Origin of the sequence: Streptomyces sp. NPDC051976 (assembly GCF_040680795.1) — a bacterium.
Classification (GTDB): Bacteria; Actinomycetota; Actinomycetes; order Streptomycetales; family Streptomycetaceae; genus Actinacidiphila.
Genome location: NZ_JBFAXL010000008.1, coordinates 202227 through 226013, shown reverse-complemented (window position 1 = coordinate 226013; position 23787 = coordinate 202227). Strand labels below are relative to the sequence as shown.

At 71.5% G+C, this 23787-nt stretch carries 21 protein-coding genes and 1 pseudogene; 13 read left to right on the top strand and 9 right to left on the bottom strand.

What is annotated here, in order from left to right:
- Nucleotides 1-31: 31 nt before the first annotated feature.
- A complete protein-coding gene (locus tag AB0M29_RS12295) occupies nt 32-1336 on the top strand; it encodes an MFS transporter (protein WP_365382137.1) in 1305 nt (434 codons plus the stop codon).
- Here AB0M29_RS12295 and AB0M29_RS12290 read toward each other — a convergent pair.
- From AB0M29_RS12290 to AB0M29_RS12280, 3 genes are all read right to left on the bottom strand, one after another.
- Complete coding sequence (locus AB0M29_RS12290) at nt 1275-2936, bottom strand: transporter (RefSeq protein WP_365382136.1); 1662 nt, start codon at nt 2934-2936, stop codon at nt 1275-1277. The genes AB0M29_RS12295 and AB0M29_RS12290 overlap by 62 nt on opposite strands.
- Complete coding sequence (locus AB0M29_RS12285) at nt 2933-3790, bottom strand: ABC transporter ATP-binding protein (RefSeq protein WP_365382135.1); 858 nt, start codon at nt 3788-3790, stop codon at nt 2933-2935. Before AB0M29_RS12285 ends, AB0M29_RS12290 begins: the two co-directional genes overlap by 4 nt.
- 235 nt (nt 3791-4025) lie before the next feature.
- Nucleotides 4026-4688, bottom strand: a complete 663-nt coding sequence (locus AB0M29_RS12280; RefSeq protein WP_365382134.1) for a bifunctional DNA primase/polymerase — start codon at nt 4686-4688, stop codon at nt 4026-4028.
- Between the two features lie 256 nt (nt 4689-4944).
- On the opposite strand from AB0M29_RS12280, the gene AB0M29_RS12275 reads away from it, so the two are divergent.
- Complete coding sequence (locus tag AB0M29_RS12275) at nt 4945-6324, top strand: transcriptional regulator (RefSeq protein ID WP_365382133.1); 1380 nt, start codon at nt 4945-4947, stop codon at nt 6322-6324.
- A 264-nt stretch (nt 6325-6588) separates the two neighbouring features.
- Entirely contained in the window at nt 6589-8046 is a 1458-nt protein-coding gene (locus AB0M29_RS12270) for a hypothetical protein (protein ID WP_365382132.1), read from the top strand.
- A gap of 72 nt (nt 8047-8118) precedes the next feature.
- On the opposite strand, the gene AB0M29_RS12265 is transcribed toward AB0M29_RS12270, so the two are convergent.
- Nucleotides 8119-9243 carry an ABC transporter substrate-binding protein gene (locus tag AB0M29_RS12265; protein WP_365382131.1) on the bottom strand — a complete coding sequence of 375 codons (1125 nt, stop codon included), beginning with the start codon at nt 9241-9243 and terminating at the stop codon, nt 8119-8121.
- Between the two features lie 295 nt (nt 9244-9538).
- Here AB0M29_RS12265 and AB0M29_RS12260 point away from each other — a divergent pair, with 295 nt between their 5' ends.
- Nucleotides 9539-9976 carry a hypothetical protein gene (locus AB0M29_RS12260; RefSeq protein WP_365382130.1) on the top strand — a complete coding sequence of 146 codons (438 nt, stop codon included), beginning with the start codon at nt 9539-9541 and terminating at the stop codon, nt 9974-9976.
- A gap of 45 nt (nt 9977-10021) precedes the next feature.
- Entirely contained in the window at nt 10022-10897 is an 876-nt protein-coding gene (gene purU, locus AB0M29_RS12255) for a formyltetrahydrofolate deformylase (RefSeq protein ID WP_365382129.1), read from the top strand.
- 63 nt (nt 10898-10960) lie between these two features.
- Here purU and AB0M29_RS12250 read toward each other — a convergent pair whose 3' ends face one another.
- Nucleotides 10961-12331 (bottom strand): MDMPI N domain containing protein, encoded by a 1371-nt coding sequence (locus AB0M29_RS12250; protein WP_365382170.1) that lies wholly within the window; start codon nt 12329-12331, stop codon nt 10961-10963.
- Between the two features lie 53 nt (nt 12332-12384).
- Entirely contained in the window at nt 12385-12960 is a 576-nt protein-coding gene (locus AB0M29_RS12245) for a sigma-70 family RNA polymerase sigma factor (RefSeq protein ID WP_365382128.1), read from the bottom strand.
- A 314-nt stretch (nt 12961-13274) separates the two neighbouring features.
- Between AB0M29_RS12245 and AB0M29_RS12240 the strand changes: the two genes are divergently transcribed.
- Nucleotides 13275-13673 carry an STAS domain-containing protein gene (locus AB0M29_RS12240; RefSeq protein WP_365382127.1) on the top strand — a complete coding sequence of 133 codons (399 nt, stop codon included), beginning with the start codon at nt 13275-13277 and terminating at the stop codon, nt 13671-13673.
- Between the two features lie 76 nt (nt 13674-13749).
- Here the strand turns inward: AB0M29_RS12240 and AB0M29_RS12235 are convergent, their stop codons facing one another.
- Nucleotides 13750-14451, bottom strand: a complete 702-nt coding sequence (locus tag AB0M29_RS12235; RefSeq protein ID WP_365382126.1) for a TetR family transcriptional regulator — start codon at nt 14449-14451, stop codon at nt 13750-13752.
- A gap of 121 nt (nt 14452-14572) precedes the next feature.
- Here AB0M29_RS12235 and mca point away from each other — a divergent pair, with 121 nt between their 5' ends.
- Together mca and AB0M29_RS12225 are read left to right on the top strand one after the other, a co-directional pair.
- Nucleotides 14573-15409: a mycothiol conjugate amidase Mca gene (gene mca / locus AB0M29_RS12230; protein WP_365382125.1), complete on the top strand. Its 837-nt coding sequence runs from the start codon at nt 14573-14575 to the stop codon at nt 15407-15409.
- 14 nt (nt 15410-15423) lie between these two features.
- Nucleotides 15424-15939 carry an O-acetyl-ADP-ribose deacetylase gene (locus tag AB0M29_RS12225; RefSeq protein ID WP_365382124.1) on the top strand — a complete coding sequence of 172 codons (516 nt, stop codon included), beginning with the start codon at nt 15424-15426 and terminating at the stop codon, nt 15937-15939.
- Nucleotides 15940-15941: 2 nt separating this feature from the next.
- On the opposite strand, the gene AB0M29_RS12220 is transcribed toward AB0M29_RS12225, so the two are convergent.
- The gene (locus AB0M29_RS12220; protein WP_365382123.1) at nt 15942-17459 is read right to left on the bottom strand and encodes an AMP-binding protein; all 1518 of its coding nucleotides are present in this window, start codon (nt 17457-17459) and stop codon (nt 15942-15944) included.
- 193 nt (nt 17460-17652) lie between these two features.
- Here AB0M29_RS12220 and AB0M29_RS12215 point away from each other — a divergent pair, with 193 nt between their 5' ends.
- The 5 genes and pseudogenes from AB0M29_RS12215 (at nt 17653) to AB0M29_RS12195 (ending at nt 22758) form a co-directional block, all read left to right on the top strand.
- Nucleotides 17653-18843, top strand: coding sequence for an amidohydrolase family protein (locus AB0M29_RS12215; protein WP_365382122.1), 1191 nt, complete (start codon nt 17653-17655; stop codon nt 18841-18843).
- Nucleotides 18833-19714 carry an SDR family oxidoreductase gene (locus AB0M29_RS12210; protein WP_365382121.1) on the top strand — a complete coding sequence of 294 codons (882 nt, stop codon included), beginning with the start codon at nt 18833-18835 and terminating at the stop codon, nt 19712-19714. Before AB0M29_RS12215 ends, AB0M29_RS12210 begins: the two co-directional genes overlap by 11 nt.
- A gap of 6 nt (nt 19715-19720) precedes the next feature.
- Nucleotides 19721-20890: pseudogene (locus AB0M29_RS12205) on the top strand (acyl-CoA dehydrogenase family protein); the annotation flags it as partial.
- A gap of 62 nt (nt 20891-20952) precedes the next feature.
- Nucleotides 20953-21969: an acyl-CoA dehydrogenase family protein gene (locus AB0M29_RS12200; protein WP_365382120.1), complete on the top strand. Its 1017-nt coding sequence runs from the start codon at nt 20953-20955 to the stop codon at nt 21967-21969.
- Between the two features lie 372 nt (nt 21970-22341).
- Entirely contained in the window at nt 22342-22758 is a 417-nt protein-coding gene (locus tag AB0M29_RS12195) for an ATP-binding protein (protein ID WP_365382119.1), read from the top strand.
- Nucleotides 22759-22825: 67 nt separating this feature from the next.
- Here AB0M29_RS12195 and AB0M29_RS12190 read toward each other — a convergent pair whose 3' ends face one another.
- Complete coding sequence (locus tag AB0M29_RS12190) at nt 22826-23752, bottom strand: cyclase family protein (RefSeq protein WP_365382118.1); 927 nt, start codon at nt 23750-23752, stop codon at nt 22826-22828.
- Nucleotides 23753-23787 lie beyond the last annotated feature (35 nt).

Genomic DNA, 23787 nt, shown 5'->3' with positions numbered 1-23787 from the left:
GGTGCTGCCTTCGAGAGGTGCAGAGGTACCGATGTCCCAACCGTCCGACGCCCCGGCTCCCCCTTCGCCCCCCACCGCTCCCGGGCCGCCCCGCGCCCTCATCGTGCTGCTCGCCGTCGCCTGCGGCCTGACCGTCGCCAACCTCTACTACGCCCAGCCGCTGCTCAGCGAGCTGGGCCGGACCTTCGGCGTCGGCACCGTCACCGCGGGCGCCCTCGTCACCGTCTCCCAACTCGGCTACGCCGCAGGGCTGCTCTTCGTCGTTCCCCTCGGCGACGTCGTCGAGAAGCGGCGGCTGGCAACGATCCTGCTCTCGCTCACCGTCGGCGCCCTGGTGCTGGCCGGTGCGGCACCCGGCTTCGCCGTGCTGCTCGGCGCCCTGCTCATCGCCGGGACCACCCTGGTCGTCACCCAGATCCTGGTGCCGTTCGCCGCCGACCTGGCGCCGGACGAGAGCCGCGGCCGGGTCGTCGGCCAGGTGATGAGCGGCCTGCTCACCGGCATACTGCTCTCCCGCGCCGTCGGCAGCCTCCTCGCCGACGCCACCAACTGGCGCGTGGTGTACCTGACATCGGCCGGGCTGATGACCGTACTGACCCTGGTGCTGCGCTCCGCCCTGCCCCGCCGCGCGCCGCACCCCCACGCCGCCGCCCTGTCGTACGGGCAACTGCTGCGCTCCACCGCGCGGCTGCTGCGGGTGCACCCGGCGCTGCGCCGCCGCGCGCTCTACCAGGCGGCGATGTTCGGCGCGTTCAGCGCCTTCTGGACGACGATCTCCTTTCTGCTGACCCGGGCGCCCTTCCACTACAGCCAGTGGCAGGTGGGGCTGTTCGCCCTGGCGGGCGCGGGCGGCGCGGCGATCGCCCCGCTCGCCGGACGCTGGGCCGACCGCGGGCTGGTGCGCCCGATGACGGCCGCCGCCTTCGTCGCGGCCGCGCTGGCCTTCGCGGTCGCGGGGCTCGGACGGCACAGCATCCTCGCCCTCGGCGCCGCCGCGGTCGTGCTCGACATGGCCGCGCAGACCACGCTCGTCCTCGGCCAGCACGTGGTCTTCCAGCTCGACGGCCGGGCCAGGGCCCGGCTCAACAGCGCCTTCATGGCCGTCTTCTTCGTCGGCGGCGCGGTCGGCTCACAGGCCGGGTCGTACGCCTACCACGCCGGCGGCTGGACGGCCGTGACCCTCTTCGGCGCCGCGCTGCCGCTCCTCGCCCTCCTGTTGTGGACCACGGACCGCACGCACCACCGCAAGGACAGCCGGGTGGCGCGGACCGTGCTCACGTCTTCGACACCACGCTCAGAATCTCCGGAAGACGGTCGAGCAGCAGCGGAGCGGTGAACCGCAACGCCAGTGCGGCGGACGCGAGTCCGTAGACCGCGCCCAGCGGGAGTATCAGCCAGAGCAGGTCGTGGTGGCCGCCTGTGTGCAGGACGATGTCGAGGGCCAGCACCGGCGCGCAGAGCGCGGCGCCGCAGAGCGTGCCGCCCAGCACGTTCAGCATCACCAGACCGGTCTGGCCCGGTGCCGCGTTCCCGAACGGGTTGTTCTGCGGCACCGCGTACGGGAAGCGGACGCTGGCGAAGGCGCCGGTGGCGATCAGCGCGCCGAGGAAGGCGAAGGCCAGCCCGAGGGTCTCGGCGAGCGCCGAGGCGTGGTTCAGCAGCAGGGCGGCGCCGGTCGTCACGACGGTCACGTACGGCACGGCGATGGCCGCCAGGGTGAGCGCCCGGCCGCGCAGCTCCTGGGCCGCGTCCCGGCGGGTGCCTATCGTCGCGGAGACGGTCCAGAAGGCCGAGCCGTCGAGGCCGAACTGGTTGTACATCTGCATGCCGAGCAGCCCCGCCGCCCACAGGCACTGGTAGACCGAGCCGTGCTGGACCACCGCCACCAGCGGCAGCAGCAGGCCCACGGCGAGGCCCGATGCCCACGACGCCTTCGAGCGCGGGTCGCGCCACAGATAGCGGAACTGCCGCTCCATGACGGTGCCGGTGCGACCGCCCACCATCAGACCCGGCAGCAGCCCGCCCAATAGGGACGGCCGCGCCGCCGCCTCCTTGTCGGGCGCCGCCTGGATCGTGGAGGCGTCCGGCGTCACCATCAGCCGGAACAGGCTGCGGTACCACCAGCGTAGGATCAGCAGCAGCACGGCCACGGTGAGGGCCAGTTGGACGGCGGCCAGACCGTACGCCCCGCGCGCGGTGGAACGCACCGCGTCGACAGCGGGCGCCGGGGGGATCCAGCGCAGAACGCCCGCCACCGAAGTGGCGCGGTGCAGACCGCCGTTGGACGACAGCGAGCTGAGGCCCAGATTGACCAGCTGCGCGCCGACCGCCACGAACAGACCGCTCAGCAGCGCGAGGTCGCGACCCTTGCGGCTGGTCAGCAGCCGGGTGTTGGCGGCGGCCACCGCCCGTGACAGGGCCACGCAGACCAGCAGCACCAGCGCGACGGCGACCGCGGCCACCACCGCCGACGCCCAGCCGTGCGCGACCGCGGTGACCGCGCCCGCCGAGACCAGCAGGGTGAAGAGCGGGCCGATGCCGATCAGGGACGACGTCAGCAGGGCCGTGATCAGCGGGCGGGGGCGCAGCGGCAGCATCGCCAGCCGGGTCGGATCGAGCGTGTCGTCGCCGCCGAAGAAGAACAGCGGCATGACCGCCCAGCCCACGACGAGGATGACGGCGTTGGTGACCGCGGCCGCCTGGGCGTAGTGGTTGCCGCGCAGCGCGATCATGCCCGCGCCCAGGCCGAGGGCGTACAGCATCGCGAAGGCGACGCCGATGGACCAGCCGACGGTGCGACCGGTGGACTGGCGCAGGCCGTTGCGCATGATGGCGAGCTTCAGCCGGACGAAGACCGGCGTGAGGGACGGTGCACCGGCCGGCGTGGGAGCGGTCGCCGGGGCGGGCAGCGGCGCGGTGCCCGGGGCGGCGGTCATCGCTCGCCGCCGCTCAGCCAGTCCAGATTCTGCCCGTCCCGCCGGTCCGCCCCCACCAGCGACAGGAAGGCGTCCTGCAGGCTGGCAGCCGCCCCGCGCACCTCGGCGATCGGGCCGCGGGCCACGATCCGGCCCGCGGCCATCACCGCGACCCAGTCGCACAGGCTCTCCACCAGCTCCATCACGTGCGAGGAGAAGACGACCGTGCCGCCCGACTCCGTATAACGCACCAGCACACCGCGGATGACCTGCGCCGACACCGGGTCGACGCCCTCGAACGGCTCGTCCAGGAAGAGGACTTCCGGGCTGTGCAGCAGGGCCGCGGCCAGGCCGATCTTCTTGCGCATACCGGTGGAGTAGTCGACGACCAGCTTGTTCTGCGCGGCGGACAGATCGAGGACGTCGAGGAGCTGCGCCGCGCGCTTGTCGACCTCGTTGCCCGGCAGACCGCGCAACCGGCCCGTGTACGCCAGGAGTTCCCGCCCCGACAGCCGCTCGAAGAGCCGCAGCCCCTCGGGCAGTACGCCGATCCTGGACTTCACGCCGACCGGGTCCGACCACACGTCGCGCCCGACGATCTGCACAGCGCCGTCGTCCGGCCGCAGCAGACCGGTGATCATGGACAGGGTGGTGGTCTTCCCCGCCCCGTTCGGCCCGACAAGGCCGATGAAGCGGCCCGATGGCAGCTCCAGATCGATCCCGGCCACCGCCACCTGCTCGCCGAACCGCTTCCACAGGCCGCGCACCCGCACCGCCGCAGGCGGCGCTCCCGCGGCGACCCCGCCGGACGCCTCCGCCGCGCCCGCCGTGTCGTCGGCCCGCTTGCCGTACGCCTCAGGCTGGTCATGGCCCATGACGCGCACCTCTCTCCCCGCTACCGCTCCCCGTGGATGTTCACTGCTCGCAACAGTAGACGCGACCACTGACAGTGACGATCGATCTGAGCGTCAATTGAGGATCGGCGGCCGAAGAGGCCACGTCAGCGGCGGATGAGCGGCGGCAAACAGGGGCGAAACGGGGCGCGCGGTGGCGGTACCGCGGCGTCACGGCGGCGACGGCGCCAGGCCATGACCGGCGCCGCCGCAGACCTCAGCGGCCGCGCGCCGCCGCCAACTCACGCCCGCAGGCGTACGCGAGCGGGCTGAGCAGCTCCTCCACATCGGGCAGCCAGCGGTTGAGCGTGGTGGGCTGCCGGGCCCACTGCACGCAACCCGAGCCGGTCCGGGTCGGCGGCGCGACGACCCACTCGCCCTCCCCGCGTACCTTCAGATCGAGGGTGTCGGGGGCCCAGCCGAGCCTGCGCAGCAGGTCGGGCACCTTGACGGTGGCGCCGGGCAGGACGAAGAAGACCAGCCGCCGGTCGGGGGCGCACATCACCGGGCCGAGTGGCAGGTCCATCCGCTCCATCCGGGCCAGCGCGAGGCAGCCCGCCACCTCCGGCACGTCGATCGCGTCGAACGTCCCGCCGGTGGGCAGCAGGATCGAGGACCGCGGCTGCTTGTTCCACATCCTGCGCACGGCGGGCGCGCTCCCGCTGGCCTGCCCCGCCCAGTCGGGGCGGGTCGGATGGGCACCGGGAGCCGGGCAGGCGGCCGACCCGCAGGAGCAGCGGGCGAGCCCGGCCGGCCCGCCCGGGTCGTCCTCCAGCCAGGAGCCGGGCAGCACCTCCCAGTGCCGCTCCTCCGCGTAACGGACCGCTGAGTCGAGAAGTTGGCCGGTGAGCTGCCGCGGCGCCCCGATGGTGTCTTCCACGTGCTGCTCAACTCCCGCCACCAGCGGTGGTTACGGGGTGAAGTCGCGGCTCATGGCAGGCGCACGGATGCACGCCCGGGGGCGCGTACGGGCATCCGGCTCCCGATGCGGGTAGTCACCTGGGGGCCGCGCGGCGGTCGAACGGGGGCGGATGTGTGGGAATTGCCCTGAGATCGGGGCATTTTTCGCTTCCGGGATGGGCACGAGTCACCAGGACGGGCCTGGGGGCACCGAGGGACGTTGATAGGGGGCACAGATGGCCGCACGACCACTGGTGGCGCGTCAGCCGAACGAACGGCTCCAGGCGCTCATCCAGGAGGCAGGCTGCTCCAACGCCGGTCTCGCCCGCAGGGTCAACATGTGCGGGGCCGAACACGGCCTCGACCTGCGGTACGACAAGACGTCCGTGGCCCGCTGGCTGCGCGGCCAGCAGCCGCGCGGACGCGCGCCGGCCATCATCGCCGAGGCGCTCGGCCGCAAGCTCGGCCGCGCGGTGTCCATCGACGAGATCGGCATGGCCAACGGCAAGAACCTCGCCACCGGCATCGGACTGCACTTCGCGCCGACCGTACTCGGCGCGATCGAGCAGGTCTGCGAGCTGTGGCGCAGCGACGTCGGCCGCCGCGACTTCCTGACCGGCTCCACGGTGGCCGCGTCCGCGCTGGTCGAGCCCAGCCGCGACTGGCTGATCACCCGCCCCGACCAGGGCGTCGCGCGCAACGGCGGCGCCAGGGTGGGCATGTCCGACGTGGAGGCGGTCAAGGCGACCACCCAGGCGCTCACCGACCTCGACCACCGGTTCGGCAGCGGCCACGTCAGGCCGGTCGTCGTGCACTACCTCAACAGCGTCGTCTCCGGACTGCTCGCGGGCACCTACCGCGAGTCGGTGGGCCGCGAACTGTTCTCCGCGGTCGCCAGGTTGACTGAACTGGCGGGCTACATGGCGGTCGACACCGGCCAGCCCGGGCTCGCCCAGCGCTACTACATCCAGGCCCTTCGGCTCGCCCAGGCGGCCGGTGACCGCGGCTACGGCGGCTACATCCTCGCCGCCAGCATGAGCCACCTGGCGGCCTCGCTCGGCAACCCCCGGGAGATCGCCCAACTCGCCCGCGCCGCCCAGGAAGGGGCCCGCGGCCAGGTCACCCCCACCGCGCAGGCGATGTTCTACGCGGCGGAGGCCCGCGGGCACGCGCTGCTCGGCGACGCCCGCACCTTCGCCACCGTGGCGGGCCTGGCCGTCGAGGCGATGGAGCAGTCGCGGCCCGACCAGGACCCGCCCTGGATCGCGCACTTCGACCACGCCTACCTCGCCGACGAACTGGCGCACTGTCACCGCGACCTGGGGCAGGCCGTACCCGCCGCGCGCCGCGCGGAGGAGGCGCTCGCCGCGCACCCCGCCTCGCGCTCGCGCCGCCGCGCCATCGACCTGCTGCTGCTCGCCGACGCCCAGGTGCAGCAGCGCGACCTGGAACGCGCCTGCCACACCGGCAGTCAGGCCGTCGCCCTGCTGTCCGGCCTGCGCTCCAACCGCGGCGCCGAGTACCTGGACGACTTCCGCCGCCGCCTGGAGCCGTACGCCGCCGAGCCGGTGGTCCGCGAGTTCGGCGCCCGGCTGGTGGAACAGGAGGCCGCGTAAGAGCCGCCAGGAGACAGACGACGCCTCAGGAGCCGAATCGTTACCCGAACGACACCCGCACACCCCGCCCAGCCGCGGAACCCCCGCAGAGACCCAGGCGAGACCGGCCGGGCCCCTGCGGGGAACGGGCCGGGCGGGACCGGGAATTGCCCCGGAAACCTGTGCGGCACCGCTCAGTCGTTCGGGTACGTGGCCGGTGTTCCGGTTGACCCGGTAGCGTGGGCCGACGGTACCGACGACAGGTAGAGGCGGGAGTCAGCGGCGATGCACAGCGACGGACGCGGCGAGGAGACGCCTGAGGCGTACCGGGGCGTCGTGCTCCCCGCAGAGCGGCAGCAGCAGGCGCCCGGCACCTACGGCGAGCACGTCCAGCCGTCCGGCGGCACCCCCTGGGGCCAGCCCGCGGGCGGCCCGGAACCGGCCGACGCGACGCAGATGCTGCCGCCCTACCCGGGCTCGACGCCGCCGCCGTCCGCTCCGGTGGCCGACGCCACCCAGATGCTGCCGCCGTACCCGGGCTCCACGCCCCCGCCGTCCGCTCCGGTGGCCGACGCCACGCAGATGCTGCCGCCCTACCCCGGTGGCGCCCCGGTCGCTCCCGCCGCCGCGGGCCCCGGCCCCGTACCGCCGCTGCCGCCCGTGCCGCCGCAGGCACCGGCCGCCCCCCACCTGCCGCCGCAGCCGCCCGCCGCCGAGTCGACCCAGGCGCTGCCGCTGTCGATATTCCACGAGGAGCCGCAGCAGCAGCCCTTCGGGCAGCAGGGACAGCACGGGCAGCAGGGCCAGCACTTCGACGCGTACGGCGGCCAGCAGGCCCCGCAGCAGCCCTACGGGCAGGGCTACGACTACGGCCAGCCGTCGTACGAGCAGGAGCAGCAGACCGGCCCGCAGCACGACAGCGACTACGACCACCTGTTCCGCAGCGACGTCCCCGGACCCGAGCCGCTGCGGCAGCGCATCATCCAGCCGCCGTCCCAGCAGCAGGCGCCGCCGCAGTACGGGCAGCAGCCGCCGCAGGGCTACGACCCCGGCTACGGCTACGACGACGGCGGTGACGACCGCGGCAGACGGCGCCGGATGTCACCGGGTGTGCTGATCGGGATCGCGGTGGCCGGAGTGGTCGTCGCCGGTCTGATCGTCGGCGCCCTGATGAACGGCGGCGGCAACGCCAGCGCCGACAACACCGGCGACAAGGGCGCGACCAAGCCCCCCGCCTCGTCGAGCGCCTCCGCCACCGGCGGTGCGGGCGACGGCACCGACAGCGTCGCCAAGCAGCAGGCGCAGGCGCTCGACGCGCTCCTGAAGACCAGCGGCAGCAGCCGCAGCTCCGTGGTGAGCGCGGTCGAGTCGATCAAGAACTGCCAGAATCTGGGCACCGCCGCCTCCGACCTGCGGTCCGCCTCCAACCAGCGCACCGGCCTGGTCACCCAGCTCGGCACGCTCGCCGTGGACAAGCTGCCCGGCCACGCCGAACTCACCGACGCGCTCACCAAGGCGTGGCAGGCGTCGGCCGCCGCGGACGGCCACTACGCGAGCTGGGCCGACCAGGCCGCCCACAACCACAAGGTCTGCAAGGGCGGCCACGCCCGCGCCACGGACGAGGCGCAGGCGGGCAACCGGGAGAGCGGTTCCGCCACCGAGCAGAAGAAGCGCGCGGTCCGGCTGTGGAACACCATCGCCAAGCAGTACGGGCTCACCGAGCGGCAGTACAGCCAGCTCTGAGGCGTACGGGCGCCGCCGGTCCGACGGCGCCCCGCTTCCGGCCGGTGGTGCCGACCGCTACCGGCCGCGCGGTCAGTGCTGGCGCAGGGTCGCCGTCACGTCGACGAACCCGGGGCGCGACGGGATCAGCCGCCCCTCCCGCACCGCCTGATAGGTCACCTTGGCGTTCACCATCCGGGGGTGGTCCGGGATGCCGAGCAGATCGGCGTCGGTCCAGCCGAGGTCCGGGGTCAGGCCGCCGGTCGACAGATGCGTCGTCTTGTCCAGCGCCAGCCGCAGGCTGTTCGCCGTCACCTTGGTCTTGGAATCCGCCATCGTGCGCACCACCGTCGCGAAGGCGGAGTACGCGATCCACGTGGTCTGCACCCCGGGGTCGGCCACGTCGATCCGGTCGTCGTTGAAGGCGTACTTCTTCACGACCGCCTTGAGCTGGTCCCACTTCGGGTCGGACGCGGGCGGGTACCAGCCGGTGACCAGCGCGTTCTCCAGCGGGCTGCTCGGCCCGCCGGTGGAGTCGACGAGCGACTGCTGGACGCTGCCCAGCACCGAGGACACCTTCACCCGCGGCGCCGTGTCGCCGATCCTGCGCAGGGAGTCGAAGAACGTTCCGGTGCGGTCGCCGAGCACCGCGGTCACGCAGGTCGACGCCTTGTTGTTGCCTATCGCGTGCTCGGCGATCTGCGAGTAGTCCGTGGCGTCGTCCGGCGCGAGCAGGTCGTTGGCCTTCGCCCGTCCGCCGGCGGTGAGCCCCTGGTCGAGGAAGATCGGGAACTGGTCGCCGGTGATCGAGTCCGGCCGCACCAGGTTGACCTTCTTGCAGCTGTCCGCCAGCTGCCGCCCGTTGCCCGCGAGGAGCGTCGGCAGCCCGCCGTTGACGGGATACGACATCGGGCTCTGGAACTCGTCCTGGGTGATGCCGTAGCCGCCCAGGTACGGGATCCCTGCCGTGTCCAGGGCGGTGGTGAAGGTGCCGCCCTGCTCGCTGTACGAGCCGACGACGGCGACCACGCCCGCCTCCGTGGCCCGCTGCACGCAGCCCGCCACGGTGACGGAGTCGTCGCGGTCGTTGCAGGTGAGCACCTTCAGCTTGCGTCCGCCGAGACCGCCCTGGTCGTTGACGTACGCCTCGAATGCCTGCGCCATGGCCAGCATTCCCGGCATATTGGTGGATTTCGTGTCGACCGGTGCCCAGGTCATCACGACGATCGGCCCCGGGGAGCCCCCCGTGCCCCCCGGGATCACGCCACAGCCACTGAGCAGCGCGCCGGTGGCCAGCAGTGACAGGGCACTCAGACGGGCCCTACGCATACGCCGTTCAGTCATGTACCTGGAAGATTCCGGTTCGCACCGAACTTGGGGGTTACCGCGAGCGAATGAGAGCTCACTTTCAGGTGAATTACAGGTGTCGCCGTTCGGGAACGTACGATCCTGCGTTGTGCAAGGTTCGGAGAAGTCTTCCCGTCGCGGCCATCGCTCCTCCACGATGGGGGGCATGCCGCTCAATGACATGCCGTGGTGGCGCTGGCGCAGCAATGTGCGCTCGGCGCTGCACATGATCAGCGATCCGGTGTTCCAGCAAGAGGTATGGCAGTCCGGCCGCGAGGGATACGGCGACGTCACCGACGCCGTCTACCGCCTTGTCGAGGACACCTGGCTCGACAACTGGTCCGCCGAGAAGTACGTGGGCACGATCTTCCGCGACTCCCAGGAAGCCGCGCTGGTCGATGTCGCGGTGCTGCGCGTCCTCAAGATCCTGCACCAGGTGGGCGCCGACGCACCCGTGTCGGCCTATCTGGAGCACCACGCCTGGCCCGAGGCGGTCCGCGCGGCCCGCGAGGCCCACGTCCGGCTCGCCGCCAACGACGGCGAGGACCCGGACGCGCCGCCGCGGTCCCTGGAAGTGCTGGCGATCTACACCCGTTCCGCGTGACGGACTGATCCCCCTCGCCGGGCGTGTCTGTGCGAGGCTGGCGCGGTGAACGAACAGCAGCCGCCGCAGCCTGAACCGCAGTACGTCCTCACGCTGTCCTGCCCGGACAAACAGGGCATCGTGCACGCGGTCTCCAGCTATCTCTTCATGACCGGCTGCAACATCGTCGACAGCCAGCAGTTCGGCGACCAGGACACCGGCCTGTTCTTCATGCGGGTGCACTTCTCCGCCGGATCCGCCGTCACCGCGGACAAGCTCCGCGCGAGCTTCGCGGCGATCGGTGAGGCGTACGAGATGGACTGGCGGATCCATCCGTCCGACGAGCGGATGCGCGTCGTCCTCATGGTCAGCAAGTTCGGCCACTGCCTCAACGACCTGCTCTTTCGCACCAGCATCGGCGCCCTCCCGGTCGAGATCGCCGCCGTGGTCTCCAACCACACCGACTTCCGCGAACTGGTCGGCTCCTACGGCATCCCGTTCCACCATGTGCCGGTCACCCGGGAGACCAAGGCCGAGGCCGAGGCGCGGCTGCTGGAGATCGTGGAGAAGGAGGGCGTGGAACTCGTCGTCCTCGCCCGCTACATGCAGGTGATCTCCGACGACCTCTGCCGCCAGCTGTCGGGGCGCATCATCAACATCCACCACTCCTTCCTGCCGAGCTTCAAGGGCGCCAAGCCCTACCACCAGGCGCACGCCCGCGGGGTGAAGCTCATCGGCGCGACCGCCCACTACGTGACGGCCGACCTCGACGAGGGGCCGATCATCGAGCAGGAGGTCGAGCGCGTCGGGCACGAGGTCACTCCGCAGCAACTCGTGGCGATCGGCCGCGATGTGGAGTGCCAGGCGCTGGCCCGCGCGGTGAAGTGGCACAGCGAGCACCGGGTGCTGCTCAACGGCCGCCGCACGGTCGTCTTCGCCTGAGGTTCAGCGCACTGAGGTCCGCGCGCCTGAAAACGCGCACCTTTGGTGCCGTAATCCGCTTCCTCAGAGGCGGGAAAGGGACGCCGCGGCGAAGAGCACGTCACGAATGGCGTCGCGGTCGCCGTCCTGGCCGATGGCGATCCGCTCCGGTTCGATGTGCCCCGCGGCCAGCTGGCAGAACTCGACGCCGTCCATCGCCACATGGGCGACCATCTCGTCCTCCGAGGCGACCGCGCCGGGCGAGTCCAGCGGCAGGTACCAGCGACCGCCGCCGCTGCCCTCGACCTCCAGCAGCAACGACCGGCCACGCGTCCCCGCCGCCACCAGGCGTGAGGGCGAGGTGGCCAGACCTGCCCTGCGGCGGTCGGCGAGCGCGGACGGCAGCATCCGCGCCGCCAGGTCGATCATCCGGTTGAGGTTGCGCGGCGCGGGCGGGTCGTAGGGGTAGTCCACCGCGTCGGCGATGTCCGAGGCGTGGATCCAGCACTCGAACGCCCGGTCCAGAAAAGCGTCCTGGAGCGCCAGCTGGAAGTGGCCGTAGTCCACGTCGAGCCCGGCCGCCCCGCCGCCCGCGAACGACACCGTACGGACCAGGTTGTGGCTCTGCTCCCGCCACAAGGACCGCAGCGTCGCGCCCGGAAGCTTCCCGTACGCCGCCCAGTGCGCCGCCGTCCGCTCGGACGGCGGCAGCGGGAACTCGGCCTCGCCCCGGGCACGCCGCATCCGGGCACGCGCGGCGAGACCCATCCCGACACCCATGCCCATGCCGTGCCCGGTACGCGGGCCCTCCGACACCGGTTCCGTGCCGGGCGCGGGCAGCCCGAGCGACCTGGCCACCAGACCGTCCACCGCCGTGAGGTGGGCGATCACCTGCGCGACGGTGAACTCCGTGGACACCGGCCCGTTCTCGTGCCACTGCAGGGCGACCGGCGCCTTCCAGTAGGTGTCGCCGAGGTCCCGCAGCAGCGCGTCCAGCCGGGCGGCCTCCGCGTCGTACGGTCCCGCCCACTCGGGCACCGGGATCCGGGCCGGACGGCGGCCCAGACAGCCTTCGAGCACCCGGGCGCGCAGCAGCGGGTCGAGGTCCAGCGACTCCTCCTGGTGCAGCAGCCCCACCGCGTCCCGCAACCGCAGCGCCTCCTCCGCGCAGGTGGCGCAGTCCGTGAGGTGCACCTCGACGGCCAGCGACTCGTCCCGTGAACATGCCGCCAGCGCCCACGCGCCCAGCAGCGACTTGAGCGTGCGGTGGTCGTAGTGGGGCAGCGCCTGCTGGGGCTGCGGCCGCTCCCACGACTGCTGCTCCGGCTCGGGCCCGCTCTCCCGCGGCGCCTCCGGCGGAAGCGGCCGCGCCTGTGGGCGCCCCATTTCCGGCTCCCGTTCGGGCTCCGGCGCCGGGGAGTTCCGCTGCTCGCGCTGGTACGGCACGCGGGGCATCCCGTCGCCGTCCCCGCCGCGGGGTCCGTCGCCGTTGTGGAACGCCGGGCCGCTCACCGTCGGCCCCGCTGTCCCCGCGGTTCGAGCGCGTGGTCCGTCCTGCTGCCCGGTTCCATCGCCGTCGAGAGCATCTGGAGGCCGAGCCGCAGCCGGCGGCGCGCCTCGTCCTCGCTCACGCCCAGCCCCGCCGCCGCGGCACGGTAGTCGAGCCGCTCGCGGTAGGCGAGTTCGAGCGCGGCGCGCAGGGGCGCCGGCATCGAGGTGACGATGAAGTCCGCGCGCGCCGCCGTGTTGGCCTCCCGCACCCGTGCCTCCACCTCGTCCGGCGTCGACCGCCCGCGGTTCTCGTACTGCCGCAGCCGGTGCACCGCCTGGCGCTGGGTCAGCGTCGCGATCCACGAACGCAGCGAACCGTGCTTGGGGTTGTACGCGTCCGGGTTCTCCCAGATGTAGCCGAACACCTCTCGCGTGATGAGGTCGGCGGCATCGTCGTCGTCCATCACCCGGTGGGCGAGGCTGTGCACGAGTGACGCGTAGCGGTCGTAGAGCTCACCGAGTGCGGCCTCCTCGCCGCGCGCCAGCCGCTGCTGCATCTTGCGGTCCCAGCGCGGTGGTGCGGGTGTCGCCATGTGCACCGGCCCCCTTGCCTCGCTTCGTCGCCGCCCTTGCCGACCGTGCTCAACCCGAGGCCCCCGGCGGACCGTCCGTCATGAACACCGACCGTAGCCGAGTGTGTTCGGTCCGCCCGAACGCGCTCACGTCGAATGTAACGGCCCCCCTGGGCGACGTGCGCTGCTTTGCACCAACCTGGCGCTGCATGTGATCGGTTTTGGCGGTCTGTTATCCGGGTGTGACCAGAAGGTTGCAGAGTTACGGCTGAGAACGGGCATAGGGTCAGGATGATGACGTTGCTGAAATCGAAGCCGAGGCGAGGTGGGTGCCGATGCTGGTGACCCAGGCCGAGCGAGAAGGCTGGGTGGTGGTCACGGTCGCAGGCGAGATGGACCTGATCTCGTCACCGGCCGTCCGGCAGAAGGTCCACGACGCCGTTGCCGCCGGCCGTCGCCAGGTCGTACTCGACCTCGCTGACGTGCGCTTCTGCGACTCCAGCGGAGTCGGCGTACTCATCGGCGCCCGACGGCTGATGCGCTCCTGCGCGGGCCGCCTCCGCATCGTGCTGCCCGAGGACACCGCGCCGGACAGCCGCGCCCTCGCCGAGGGCTACGGCGGTGGCGCCCACGTCAACCGTGTGCTCGCCGCGCTCGGCGTTCGGCGGCTTTTCGAGGTCTTCCCTGACCTGACGGCCGCCACCGACGACGCCGCAAGGCCGCTCTCGGCCTGAATCAGCCGCTGTTTTCAGCCATTCCCCCTCCTTCTTTACCCTTGGTGGTCGACGCGGCACGCGTGATCACGCGCACTCATTCCACGTCTCCGGGTCCCGCTGCCCCCTGGGCTTCTTCGGGCGCCTCGCATCCGTCCGGTCCCTCCGCGGGGAACTCCCGCACCGCATAGGCCCCCAGGGAAGGCTCCAGCCGGGCGAACGCCTGCCGGGCCGTACGTCCCAGCGCGTCGAACAGCTCGACCTCCGTGGTCCCCTGCCGGACCCGGCGCTGCGCCTCACCGAACAACAGCCGCAGCACCGTGCTGAGTTGAGCGGCCGCATGGCGCGGCTCGAACGCGTCCGGTTCCTCGCCGACGGCGACGGCAAGGGTCACGGACAGCGCCTGCTCCTGGTGGTCGTACATCTCGCGCAGCCGCGCACGCAGCACGGGACTCTCGTCGATCAGCCGGGTGAAGCCGGGCTGCGTCCAGCCCAGCAGCGCGTCATGCCGCTCGACGGCCCGGAGGTAGTCGCCGCGCACCGCGTCCAGTGCCGAGTCGCCGACGGGACGGGCGGCGACGGCACGGGCGGGGCCCGTGACCACCTCTTCGTGCATGTCGAAGAACAGGTCCTCCTTCCGCGGGAAGTAGTTGGTGACGGTCATCTTCGAGACCCCGGCGGCCTCCGCGACGTCGGCGATCGTCGTGGCCTCGAAGCCCCGCTCGACGAAGAGAACGGTGGCCGCGTGGGTGATTGCCTGCCGGGTCTGCTGCTTCTTCAACTCGCGGAGTCGGGCCATGGTTCCCACATTACTAGGTCGGACCTAAAAATCCTCTTGACGGGATCTGTCGGTCCGACCTAAATTTAGGTCCATGATAAAGAACAGTACGCGGGCGCCGTCGGGCGCCCCACTCCGTCTCATGGCCGTCCACGCCCATCCCGACGACGAGTCGAGCAAGGGCGGCGCGACACTTGCCCACTACGCCCACCACGGCGTCGAGGTCACGGTCGTGACGTGCACGGGAGGTGGGCGCGGTGACGTGCTCAACCCCCTGCTCGACACGCCTGACATCCGGGCCGCGCTGTCCGAGGTGCGCCGCCGCGAGATGGCGGCCGCCGCGGAGGTGCTCGGCGTGCGTCAGCGGTTCCTCGGCTTCACCGACTCTGGCCTGCCGGGCCCGGGGGAGCCCCTGCCGGACGGCTGCTTCGCCGTGCAGGAGGTCACCACTGCCGCGGAGCGCCTGGTCGAGGTCATCCGCTCGGTCCGGCCCCATGTCCTCATCACCTACGACTCATCGGGCGGCTATCCCCATCCGGATCACCTCCAGACCCACCGCGTCGCGGTCGAGGCGTTCGACGCCGCGGGAGATCCCGCGCGCTTCGTCGGGGCGGGCCCCGTCTGGCAGCCGTTGAAGCTGTACTACCTGGTGGCCTTCTCCCGGACGTGGTTCGAGACCCTGCACCGGGGGATGACGGCACAAGGCATCCCGTCATCGATAGGCCCGGTGCTCGAGGGCTGGCCCGACTGGGCGGCCGAGCTCACCCCGACCACGCGCATCCGCTGCGACGACCACTTCGCCACCCGGGACCGCGCCTTCCGCGCCCACGCGACGCAGGCCGCGCCCGACAACCCCTTCTTCTCCCACCCCCGCGACCTGGAACGCGCCCTCTGGCCCACCGAGGACTACGTCCTCGCGCGCTCCCACGTCACCGCCCGACTGCCCGAATCCAACCTTTTCGCCGGAATCAAGGAGTGAGGCACGATGTCCCCATGGTCCAGATCACCTTCACGCAGGGCGACATCACCGAACAGCAGGTGGACGCGGTCGTCAACGCGGCCAACTCCTCCCTCCTGGGCGGTGGCGGCGTCGACGGCGCCATCCACCGCAAGGGAGGCCCGGAGATCCTCGCCGCCTGCCGTGCCCTGCGGGCCTCGCACTACGGAGGCGGACTGCCCACCGGGCAGGCGGTCGCGACCACCGCCGGCCGGCTCCCCGCCCGTTGGGTGATCCACACGGTCGGCCCGGTCTGGCAGGCACACCAGGACCAGTCGGATCTCCTGGCGTCCTGCTACCGCGAGTCGCTGCGCGTCGCCGAGGAGCTCGGCGCCGCCACCGTTGCCTTCCCGGCCATCTCCACCGGCGTCTACGGCTGGCCGATGGACGACGGCGCCCGCATCGCGGTCGAGACGGTGCGCGGCTCCGGCACTGCGGTGGAGGAAGTCCGCTTCGTGCTCTTCGACGCGTCGGCGTACGCGATCTTCGTCGCCTCAGGCGAGGGCAGCTGACGTCAGGCGACGCCGAAGCGCTCGCGGAGCTTGAACTTGAGGACCTTCCGCAAGGCTTCATTGCGGGGCAGGGCGTCGACGATCTCCAACTGCTCCGGCAGCTTGTGCACGGCGAGCCCTGCCTGCCGGAGGTGGTCGGTGACGGCGCGAAGGGTCAGGACGGGAGCACCCGGCGGCTGTTCGACGACGGCGCAGACGCGCTCACCGCGCTCGGCGTCCGGTAGGCCGATGACGGCGACATCGCCTACCGACGGGTGCTCGTAGAGGAGTTCCTCTATCTCCTTCGCGGAGATGTTCTCGCCCTTGCGGATGATCACGTCCTTGAGTCGGCCGGTCAGGACGAGATGGCCCGACTCGGTGAGGTGGCCGAGGTCCCCGGTGCGGAAGAAGCCCTTGTCGTCGAAGGCGGCGGCGGAGAGCGCCGGATCGGTGTAGCCCTGGCAGACCGCCTCGCCGCGCAGCCGCACCTCACCGTCATCGGCGATACGGATCTCCATACCCGCCGGAGGGCGCCCTTCGGTGCCTGCGCGCTGTTCGACGGTGTCGCGGGGGGAGCCCATGGTGATCATGGGGGCCTCGGTCATGCCGTAGCCGTGGGCGAGTTCGCAGCCCAGTTCGCGGACGACCTCGTGGTAGAGCTCGGGCGGCTTGGGGGCACCCCCGCCGGAGAGCAGGCGCAGGGTCGGGATCAGTTTCACGCCGGGTTGCTTGCGCTGCTCGGCCAGGAAGAGCGAGTAGAAGGCGGTGGAGCCGCCCGCCATCGTGACGCCGTGTGTCCGGTAGGCGTCCAGAGAGCCGGGGAGGGAGAACTGCTCCAGGAGCAGGGCCGGGAAGCCGTACAGCAGCAGCATCACCAGATAGTCGGGGCCGCCGATGTGGGCGAACGGAAAGGCGATCGACCCGATGTCCTCCGGTCGCATCTCCAACGCGTGTGCCAGACAGGAGCCGCCGGCGATCAGGCTGCGATCGGTGTGCAGGACGCCCTTCGGGTCCGAGGTGGTCCCGGAGGTCCAGTAGATCCAGCGGACCGCCGTGCCGTCCGACGGTGGGGCGGGGAGGACGGCGGGATCACCCTCGGGAAGGGAGTCATAGGTGACAAGAACCAGCGGTGGGACGGCGAGTTCGAGGCGCTCAGCCATCGCGGTGTAGTCGAAGCCGCGCCAGAGGCCGGGTACGGCGAAGAACTCGGCCTCGGTGCGCCGCAGAGCGTAACCGACCTCGCGATCACGGTAGATCGGGATGATCGGGACCTGGACCGCGCCGAGCCGCGCGAGGGCCAGGGAGAGGATCACGCTCTCGACGCGGGTGGGCAGTTGCCAGGCGAAGCGGCTGCCGGGCCGTACACCCAGCTCGTACAGCCCGGCGGCCGTGCGCACAGCGGCGGCCCGCAATTCGCCGAACGTGACGCGGCGGCCTTCGGTGTCGAGCAGCACGGGGGTGTCGTGGCTGAGGGCGGCGCGGTGGTCGAGCAGTTCCCAGAGGGTCCGGGAGTTGCCGAGCGTTGCGATGGTCGGGTCCATGCCGGTGCCCTCCTGGCGGTCTCCTGGCCGGAACAGGCCCTGGTCGCCTCGGTCAGGGCTCAGTCGCACCGACCGTGAACTGACGTAGCGTCAGATTGTTCAGAAGGGTAGAACGCTGCCGCTTGTCGGTCCAGAGGCTGGTCGATACGGTATATCTGACGATCCATCAGATTCGTGGATAGGGGAGTGGTCGATGGAACTGCCCAGGATCATCAGCGTCGATGACCACGTGATCGAGCCCGCGCATCTCTTCTCGACCTGGCTCCCGGCCAAGTACCGCGAGCGGGGCCCGCAGCCCCTCACCGCGGGCATCGGCGAACTCGCCTACGTCGGCGGCAAGTACCAGATCACGATGGACCCGGACGGTCCGCCGACCGACTGGTGGATCTATGAAGACCTCAAGTTCCCGTACAAGCGCAACATCGCGGCGGTGGGCTTCGACCGGGACGAGATGACGCTGGACGGGATCACGCGGGAGCAGATGCGGCGTGGTTGCTGGGATCCGGTCGAGCGGCTCAAGGACATGGATCTCAATCATGTGGAGGGCTCGTTGTGCTTCCCGACGTTCCCGCGGTTCTGTGGGCAGACGTTCGCGGAGGCGCACGACAAGGACGTGGCGTTGGCGTGTGTGCGGGCCTACAACGACTGGATGGTGGAGGAGTGGTGCGGTGACAGCGGGGGCCGGCTGATCCCGTTGTGCCTGATCCCGCTGTGGGATGTGCAGTTGGCCGTCGCTGAGATCCGGCGGAACGCGGCCCGGGGGGTGAAGGCGGTGACGTTCAGCGAGATCCCGACGCATCTGGGGTTGCCGTCGATCCACTCCGGGTACTGGGACCCGTTCTTCGCGGTGTGCCAGGAGACCGGCACCGTGGTGAACATGCACATCGGGTCGTCCTCGCAGATGCCCGCCGCCTCCCCCGACGCGCCCCCGGCCGTACAGGCGTCCTTGAGCTTCAACAACGCGATGGCGTCGATGATGGACTTCCTGTTCTCGGGGGTGCTGGTGAAGTTCCCGCGGCTGAAACTGGCCTACAGCGAGGGGCAGATGGGCTGGATCCCCTATGCGCTGGAGCGGGCCGACGACGTGTGGGAGGAACACCGGGCCTGGGGCGGGGTGAAGGACCTGATACCCGAGCCGCCGTCCACGTACTACTACCGGCAGATCTTCTGCTGCTTCTTCCGCGACCGGCACGGCGTCGCGTCCCTCGACACCGTCGGCGTCGACAACGCGACCTTCGAAACCGACTACCCCCACGTCGACTCCACCTGGCCCGACACCCGGGCCGTCGCCGAGGACCATGTGAAGAGGCTCGACGACGAGACGGTCTACAAGCTCATGCGGGGCAACGCGATCCGGATGCTGGAGCTGGACCTTGACCGGTGAGGCCGGGGTCGGCGGCCGGATCGTCGCGGTCACCGGCGCCGGGCGCGGTATCGGCCGGGAGCACGCCCTCGCCTTCGCCGCCGAGGGCGCGAGAGTCGTGGTCAACGACGTGGAGTCCGCCGACGGCGTGGTCCGGGAGATCCGCGCCGCGGGCGGCGAGGCGATCGCGCACGACCGGTCCATCGCCACCTGGGAGGGCGCGCGGTCTCTCGTGGACACGGCCGTCGGCGTCTGGGGACGGCTGGACGTGCTGGTCAACAACGCGGGGATCCTCCGCGACCGCATGGTGGTCTCGATGACCGAGGAGGAGTGGGACGCGGTCGTACAGGTCCATCTGAAAGGGCACTTCGCGACGTTGCGGCACGCGGCGGCGCACTGGCGGGAACGGCGGAAGGCGGGTGAGGCGGTGGAGGCGAGCGTCATCAACACGACATCGGGCGCGGGCCTGCTCGGCAGCGTCGGCCAGGGCAACTACGCCGCAGCCAAGGCGGCGATCACCGCGCTCACCCAGGTCGCCGCGGTCGAACTCGCCCGCTACGGAGTGACCGTCAACGCCATCGCCCCCGCCGCCCGCACCCGGATGACGGAACAGGCCATGCCGGAGCTGGTCGCGCGCCCGGCGGCGGGCTTCGACGTCTACCACCCCGGCAATGTGTCACCGCTCGTGGTCTGGCTGGCGAGCCCGGACGCACGTGAGGTGACGGGGCGGGTCTTCGAGGTCGAGGGCGGCGCCGTCTCGGTCGCCGACGGCTGGCGGCACGGCCCCCGGGCGGACGCCGGCCGCCGCTGGCGCCCCGCCGAACTGGGCCCCGTCGTGCACAAGCTGCTTGCCGAGGCGCCCGCCCCCGAACCCGTCTACGGCGCGGGGTGAGGCCGGATGGACCTGGACTACACCGAGGAGGAGGAAGCCTTCCGCGCGGCACTGCGTGACTGGCTGCGCAAGGTGCTGCCCACGCTGCCGCCGCCCCCGGACCCCGGCGACTGGCCGGGCCGCCGCGCCTACGACACGGGCTGGCAGCGGCTGTTGTACGACGCCGGTTACGCAGGTTTGCACTGGCCCGCCGACGCCGGGGGCCGCGGCGCCACGCCCACCCAGCACCTGATCTTCCTGGAGGAGACCGAGCGGGCCGGGGCGCCCTATGTCGGGGCGAACTTCGTCGGCCTGCTGCACGCCGGCCCGACGATCGCCGCCGAAGGCACCGACGACCAGCGCCGCCGCTGGCTGCCGCCGATCCTGCGCGGTGACGAGATCTGGTGCCAGGGGTTCAGCGAACCCGGCGCGGGCTCCGACCTGGCGTCGCTGCGCACCAGGGCGGTCCGCGACGGCGACACCTATGTGGTCACCGGTTCCAAGATCTGGACCTCGCACGCCGAAGTCGCCGACTGGTGCGAACTGCTGGTGCGCACCACCCCGCGTGACGCGGCCACGTCCAAGCACCACGGCATCAGCTGGCTGGCGATGCCGATGGACGCACCGGGCGTGACCGTACGGCCGCTGCGTACGCTCGCCGGGTCCACGGAGTTCGCGGAGATGTTCCTCGACGAGGTGCGGGTGCCGGTGGGCAACCGGGTGGGCGCGGAGGACGACGGCTGGCGGGTCACCATGGTCACGCTGTCCTTCGAGCGCGGTACGGCCTTCGTGGGTGAAGTCGTCGCCTGCCGCCGCACTCTGGGCGAGGTCGCCAGGGCGGCCCGGGCCAACGGGCGCTGGGACGACCCCGTCATCCGCCGCTCGCTGGGCCGGTTGGCCGCCGAGTTCTCGGTGCTGTGGCGCCTGACCCAATGGAACGTGAGCGCGTCCCAGCACGCCCTGCGTACCGGCGGCAGCGGCACTCCGGGTACCGGCGGGTCCGTTTTCAAGCTCCGCTACTCCGAAGCCCGCCAGCGCCTCTACGACACCGCCGCCGCCGTCCTCGGACCGTACGCGTGCGACGCGGCCCAGCCTTGGACGGCCGACCGGCTCAGTTCGCTGTCCTACTCGATCGCCGCGGGCACCTCGCAGATCCAGCGCAACATCGTGGCCGAGCGGATCCTCGGCCTCCCCAAGGACACACAGGGGCCGGGCACTCCACAGGGAACGCACAGCATCAAGGAAGGGGGTGCCCCGACATGGACTTCCGGGTGACCGGTGACCAGCACGCGCTGGTCACCGCGCTGCGGGACCTGCTGGCCGCGCGCTTCGACCGGGACGCGCTGCGTGCGGCCGTGGACGGGCCGGGCGGCCTCGACCGCACCTTGTGGCGGGCGCTCGGCGACGCCGGGTTCTTCGCGCTGCGACTGCCCGAGGAGAAGGGCGGGGTGGGCCTCGGCATGCCCGAGGCCGTACTGCTCTTCGAGGAGGCCGGACGCGCCCTGCTGCCGGGTCCGCTGGCGGCCACGCACCTTGCCGCCGGTCTGGTCGACGGCGCGGCGACAGGCGAGGCCGTGGTGACCGTACTCGACCTGGCGGGACAGGGGCCGCACACAATCGCGCACCTGAGTGCGGCCGACGCCGTACTCGTCCTCGGGCCCGATACGCGTGATACACCCGATATGCGAGATATGCGTGCCCATGGTGACGGAATAGAGGCCGTCGTCATGGAAGGGGAGGCCGTTGAGCAAGCGGCCGAGCCCCTGCGGTCGGTCGATCCACTCACCGCGCTGCACCTGGTGCAGTCCATGGGCATATCGGAAATATCGACCGCAAGGTATGCACCCGTGTCGGCCGTACGGCTGCGCCAGGAGGCCGGGCTGCTGGAGGCGGCGCAACGGATGGGGAGTGCGGCGCGGACGCTGGAGATGGCGGTGCAACACGCCCGGGAGCGCGAGCAGTTCGGGCGGCCCATCGGAGCCTTCCAGGCGGTCAAGCACCTGTGTGCGGAGATGCTGGTGCGCGCCGAGCTGGCCCGTACCGCGGTCTACGCCGCAGCGGTCAGCGCCGATCCGTACGAAGGCGCCGCCGCCCGGCTGCTGGCCGACGAGGCCGCGACCCGCAACGCCCGTGACTGCCTGCAGGTCTTCGGCGGCATGGGCTTCACCTGGGAGGCGGACGTGCATCTGCACATCAAACGGTCCTGGGTGTCCACCCTTGGCGGCGGAGCGGCCGGCGCGGACGAGGAAGTTCTGGCGGAGGGGCTGTTGCGATGACTCTGCGTACACAGAGTTACCGTCCGTTGACGGTGAGATCGCGGAGTGATCGCACGGTGTTGTGTCCGAGGCGTGACGTGCTACGGACTGGAGTCGGCATGTGGCTCGGGTACGCTCCATCGGGTGCGCGTGCGTTCCAGGCTCCCCAAAGGTGCCGCCCGACCGAGTCGGGCGGGCATCACGGCTGGGCGTTCGGTTCCCCGGCGGATGTGCCGCACAGTATGCAGCACGCCTACTCCGTTGCGCTGGAATATGCCCGAAGCGCTTGTTGGGGTGACTGTCGGTCAATCATGCTGTGTGGTGCCGAGGTCACGCACGGTGATCTCGGGCAGGCGCGAGGCGTTGTGTCCGCCGGTTCGGATGGTGTGAGCAGTGCAGGTGCTTCAAGTTCAGCTTGAGGTCGGTGTGGACCCCGCGGAGGTCGGTCGCGCCCGCCGCTGGGCGCGTTCCCGGCTGGCGGGTTCCGGCATAGGAGCCGATGAACCAGTCGCGGAGACGTTGATCCTGCTCATCTCCGAACTGGTGACGAACGCGGTGGTGCACACCGGCTGCCCCGCGGTCCTGCGGATGCTCTTCCCGACCGCCCCCGCGAGCGCGGTCCGCGTCGAGGTGGCGGACGCCAGCGAAGCCCCGCCCGCCCCCCGGCACGCGACCCGCGACGAGACCGGCGGACGCGGCCTGGAGCTGGTCGACGGACTCGCCGACCGCTGGGGCTGGCAGCCCGAGGGCGCGGGCAAGCAGATCTGGTGCGAGGTCGACCGCGCCAAGGCCCAGGCGGTCCTCTCCTAAGGGCGGCTGCCCCGGACCGACCAGGCCCGACACTCGGGCGCGCTCACCCCGCCCCGCTCCTACCGCCTCACAGCACCGCCACCGGCGCCACCGGCGCACCCGCCCCGCCGACGAACGGCTCGGGGGTGGCGTCCAGCCAGAACTCGCGCCGCCCCGCCTCCGCGCAGGCCGCCGCCAGGCCCTCCAGATTCCAGTTCTGGCCCTGCAGCATGCCCATCTCGACCAGGTCGAGCCCGTGCACCGGCAGCCACAGATCCTCGACTTCCGGCGGGAAGATCTCGAAGGTCAGCGTGTCGTTGGCGACCGCCGCCACATCCCTGGCGTGGAACCACTCCGGGGTACGGATCGACAGCCCGGGTGACGGATAGGCGTACGCCTGCTTGTCGCCGCCGAGATACGCCTGGATCTGCCCGGTGCGCACCAGCACGATGTCCCCGGCCCGCACCTTGGTGCCCGCCAACTCCTCCGCCGCGTCCAGGTCTTCCGGCGTGACCGCGTGACCACCCGGCAGCCGGTCGACGCCCAGCGCGGCTGCCACGTCGAGCAGTACGCCGCGCGACACCAGGGAGCTGACTTTCTCGATACCGCTGAACTCGGCGCCGGAGTGCGCGGTCACGGTGTCGGCGGGGCGGCCGTTGTAGATCCGGCCCGAGTGCGAGACATGGGTGAGCCCGTCCCAGTGGGTGCCCGCCTGCAGGCCGAGGGTGACGACGTCGTCGCTGGTGGCGATGGTGCCGGGCCCGAACATCTCCAGGTTGAGCGCGACCATGGTGCGCAGCGGGTTGACCCGGCCGGGGATCATGCCGGTCTGCACGCCGTCCTGCCGCAGCGGCACCGCCAGGGGTACGCGGCGCCCGCTGCGTACGGTCGCGGCCGCGGCGCGCACCACCTCGTCGGTGATCAGGTTCAGGGTGCCGATCTCGTCGTCAGGCCCCCAGCGGCCCCAGTTGTTGACCCGTCGAGCGATGTCGAGGAAGGCGTCGGGCAAGGTCACCGGGACCTCCAAGTCGTGGGCGGAAGCGGTCGGCC

Excerpts from the sequence above, each read along its gene's own strand:
- AB0M29_RS12220 (WP_365382123.1), bottom strand. The coding sequence starts at position 17,459 with ATGGACCCGACCATCGCAACGCTCGGCAACTCCCGGACCCTCTGGGAA.
- AB0M29_RS12225 (WP_365382124.1), top strand. The coding sequence starts at position 15,424 with ATGGTCCAGATCACCTTCACGCAGGGCGACATCACCGAACAGCAGGTG.
- AB0M29_RS12245 (WP_365382128.1), bottom strand. The coding sequence starts at position 12,960 with ATGGCGACACCCGCACCACCGCGCTGGGACCGCAAGATGCAGCAGCGG.
- AB0M29_RS12215 (WP_365382122.1), top strand. The coding sequence starts at position 17,653 with ATGGAACTGCCCAGGATCATCAGCGTCGATGACCACGTGATCGAGCCC.
- AB0M29_RS12200 (WP_365382120.1), top strand. The coding sequence starts at position 20,953 with ATGGACTTCCGGGTGACCGGTGACCAGCACGCGCTGGTCACCGCGCTG.
- AB0M29_RS12235 (WP_365382126.1), bottom strand. The coding sequence starts at position 14,451 with ATGGCCCGACTCCGCGAGTTGAAGAAGCAGCAGACCCGGCAGGCAATC.
- mca (WP_365382125.1), top strand. The coding sequence starts at position 14,573 with ATGGCCGTCCACGCCCATCCCGACGACGAGTCGAGCAAGGGCGGCGCG.
- AB0M29_RS12265 (WP_365382131.1), bottom strand. The coding sequence starts at position 9,243 with ATGACCTGGGCACCGGTCGACACGAAATCCACCAATATGCCGGGAATG.
- AB0M29_RS12295 (WP_365382137.1), top strand. The coding sequence starts at position 32 with ATGTCCCAACCGTCCGACGCCCCGGCTCCCCCTTCGCCCCCCACCGCT.
- AB0M29_RS12270 (WP_365382132.1), top strand. The coding sequence starts at position 6,589 with ATGCACAGCGACGGACGCGGCGAGGAGACGCCTGAGGCGTACCGGGGC.
- AB0M29_RS12260 (WP_365382130.1), top strand. The coding sequence starts at position 9,539 with ATGCCGCTCAATGACATGCCGTGGTGGCGCTGGCGCAGCAATGTGCGC.
- AB0M29_RS12285 (WP_365382135.1), bottom strand. The coding sequence starts at position 3,790 with ATGGGCCATGACCAGCCTGAGGCGTACGGCAAGCGGGCCGACGACACG.
- AB0M29_RS12240 (WP_365382127.1), top strand. The coding sequence starts at position 13,275 with ATGCTGGTGACCCAGGCCGAGCGAGAAGGCTGGGTGGTGGTCACGGTC.
- AB0M29_RS12275 (WP_365382133.1), top strand. The coding sequence starts at position 4,945 with ATGGCCGCACGACCACTGGTGGCGCGTCAGCCGAACGAACGGCTCCAG.
- AB0M29_RS12290 (WP_365382136.1), bottom strand. The coding sequence starts at position 2,936 with ATGACCGCCGCCCCGGGCACCGCGCCGCTGCCCGCCCCGGCGACCGCT.
- AB0M29_RS12250 (WP_365382170.1), bottom strand. The coding sequence starts at position 12,331 with ATGCCCCGCGTGCCGTACCAGCGCGAGCAGCGGAACTCCCCGGCGCCG.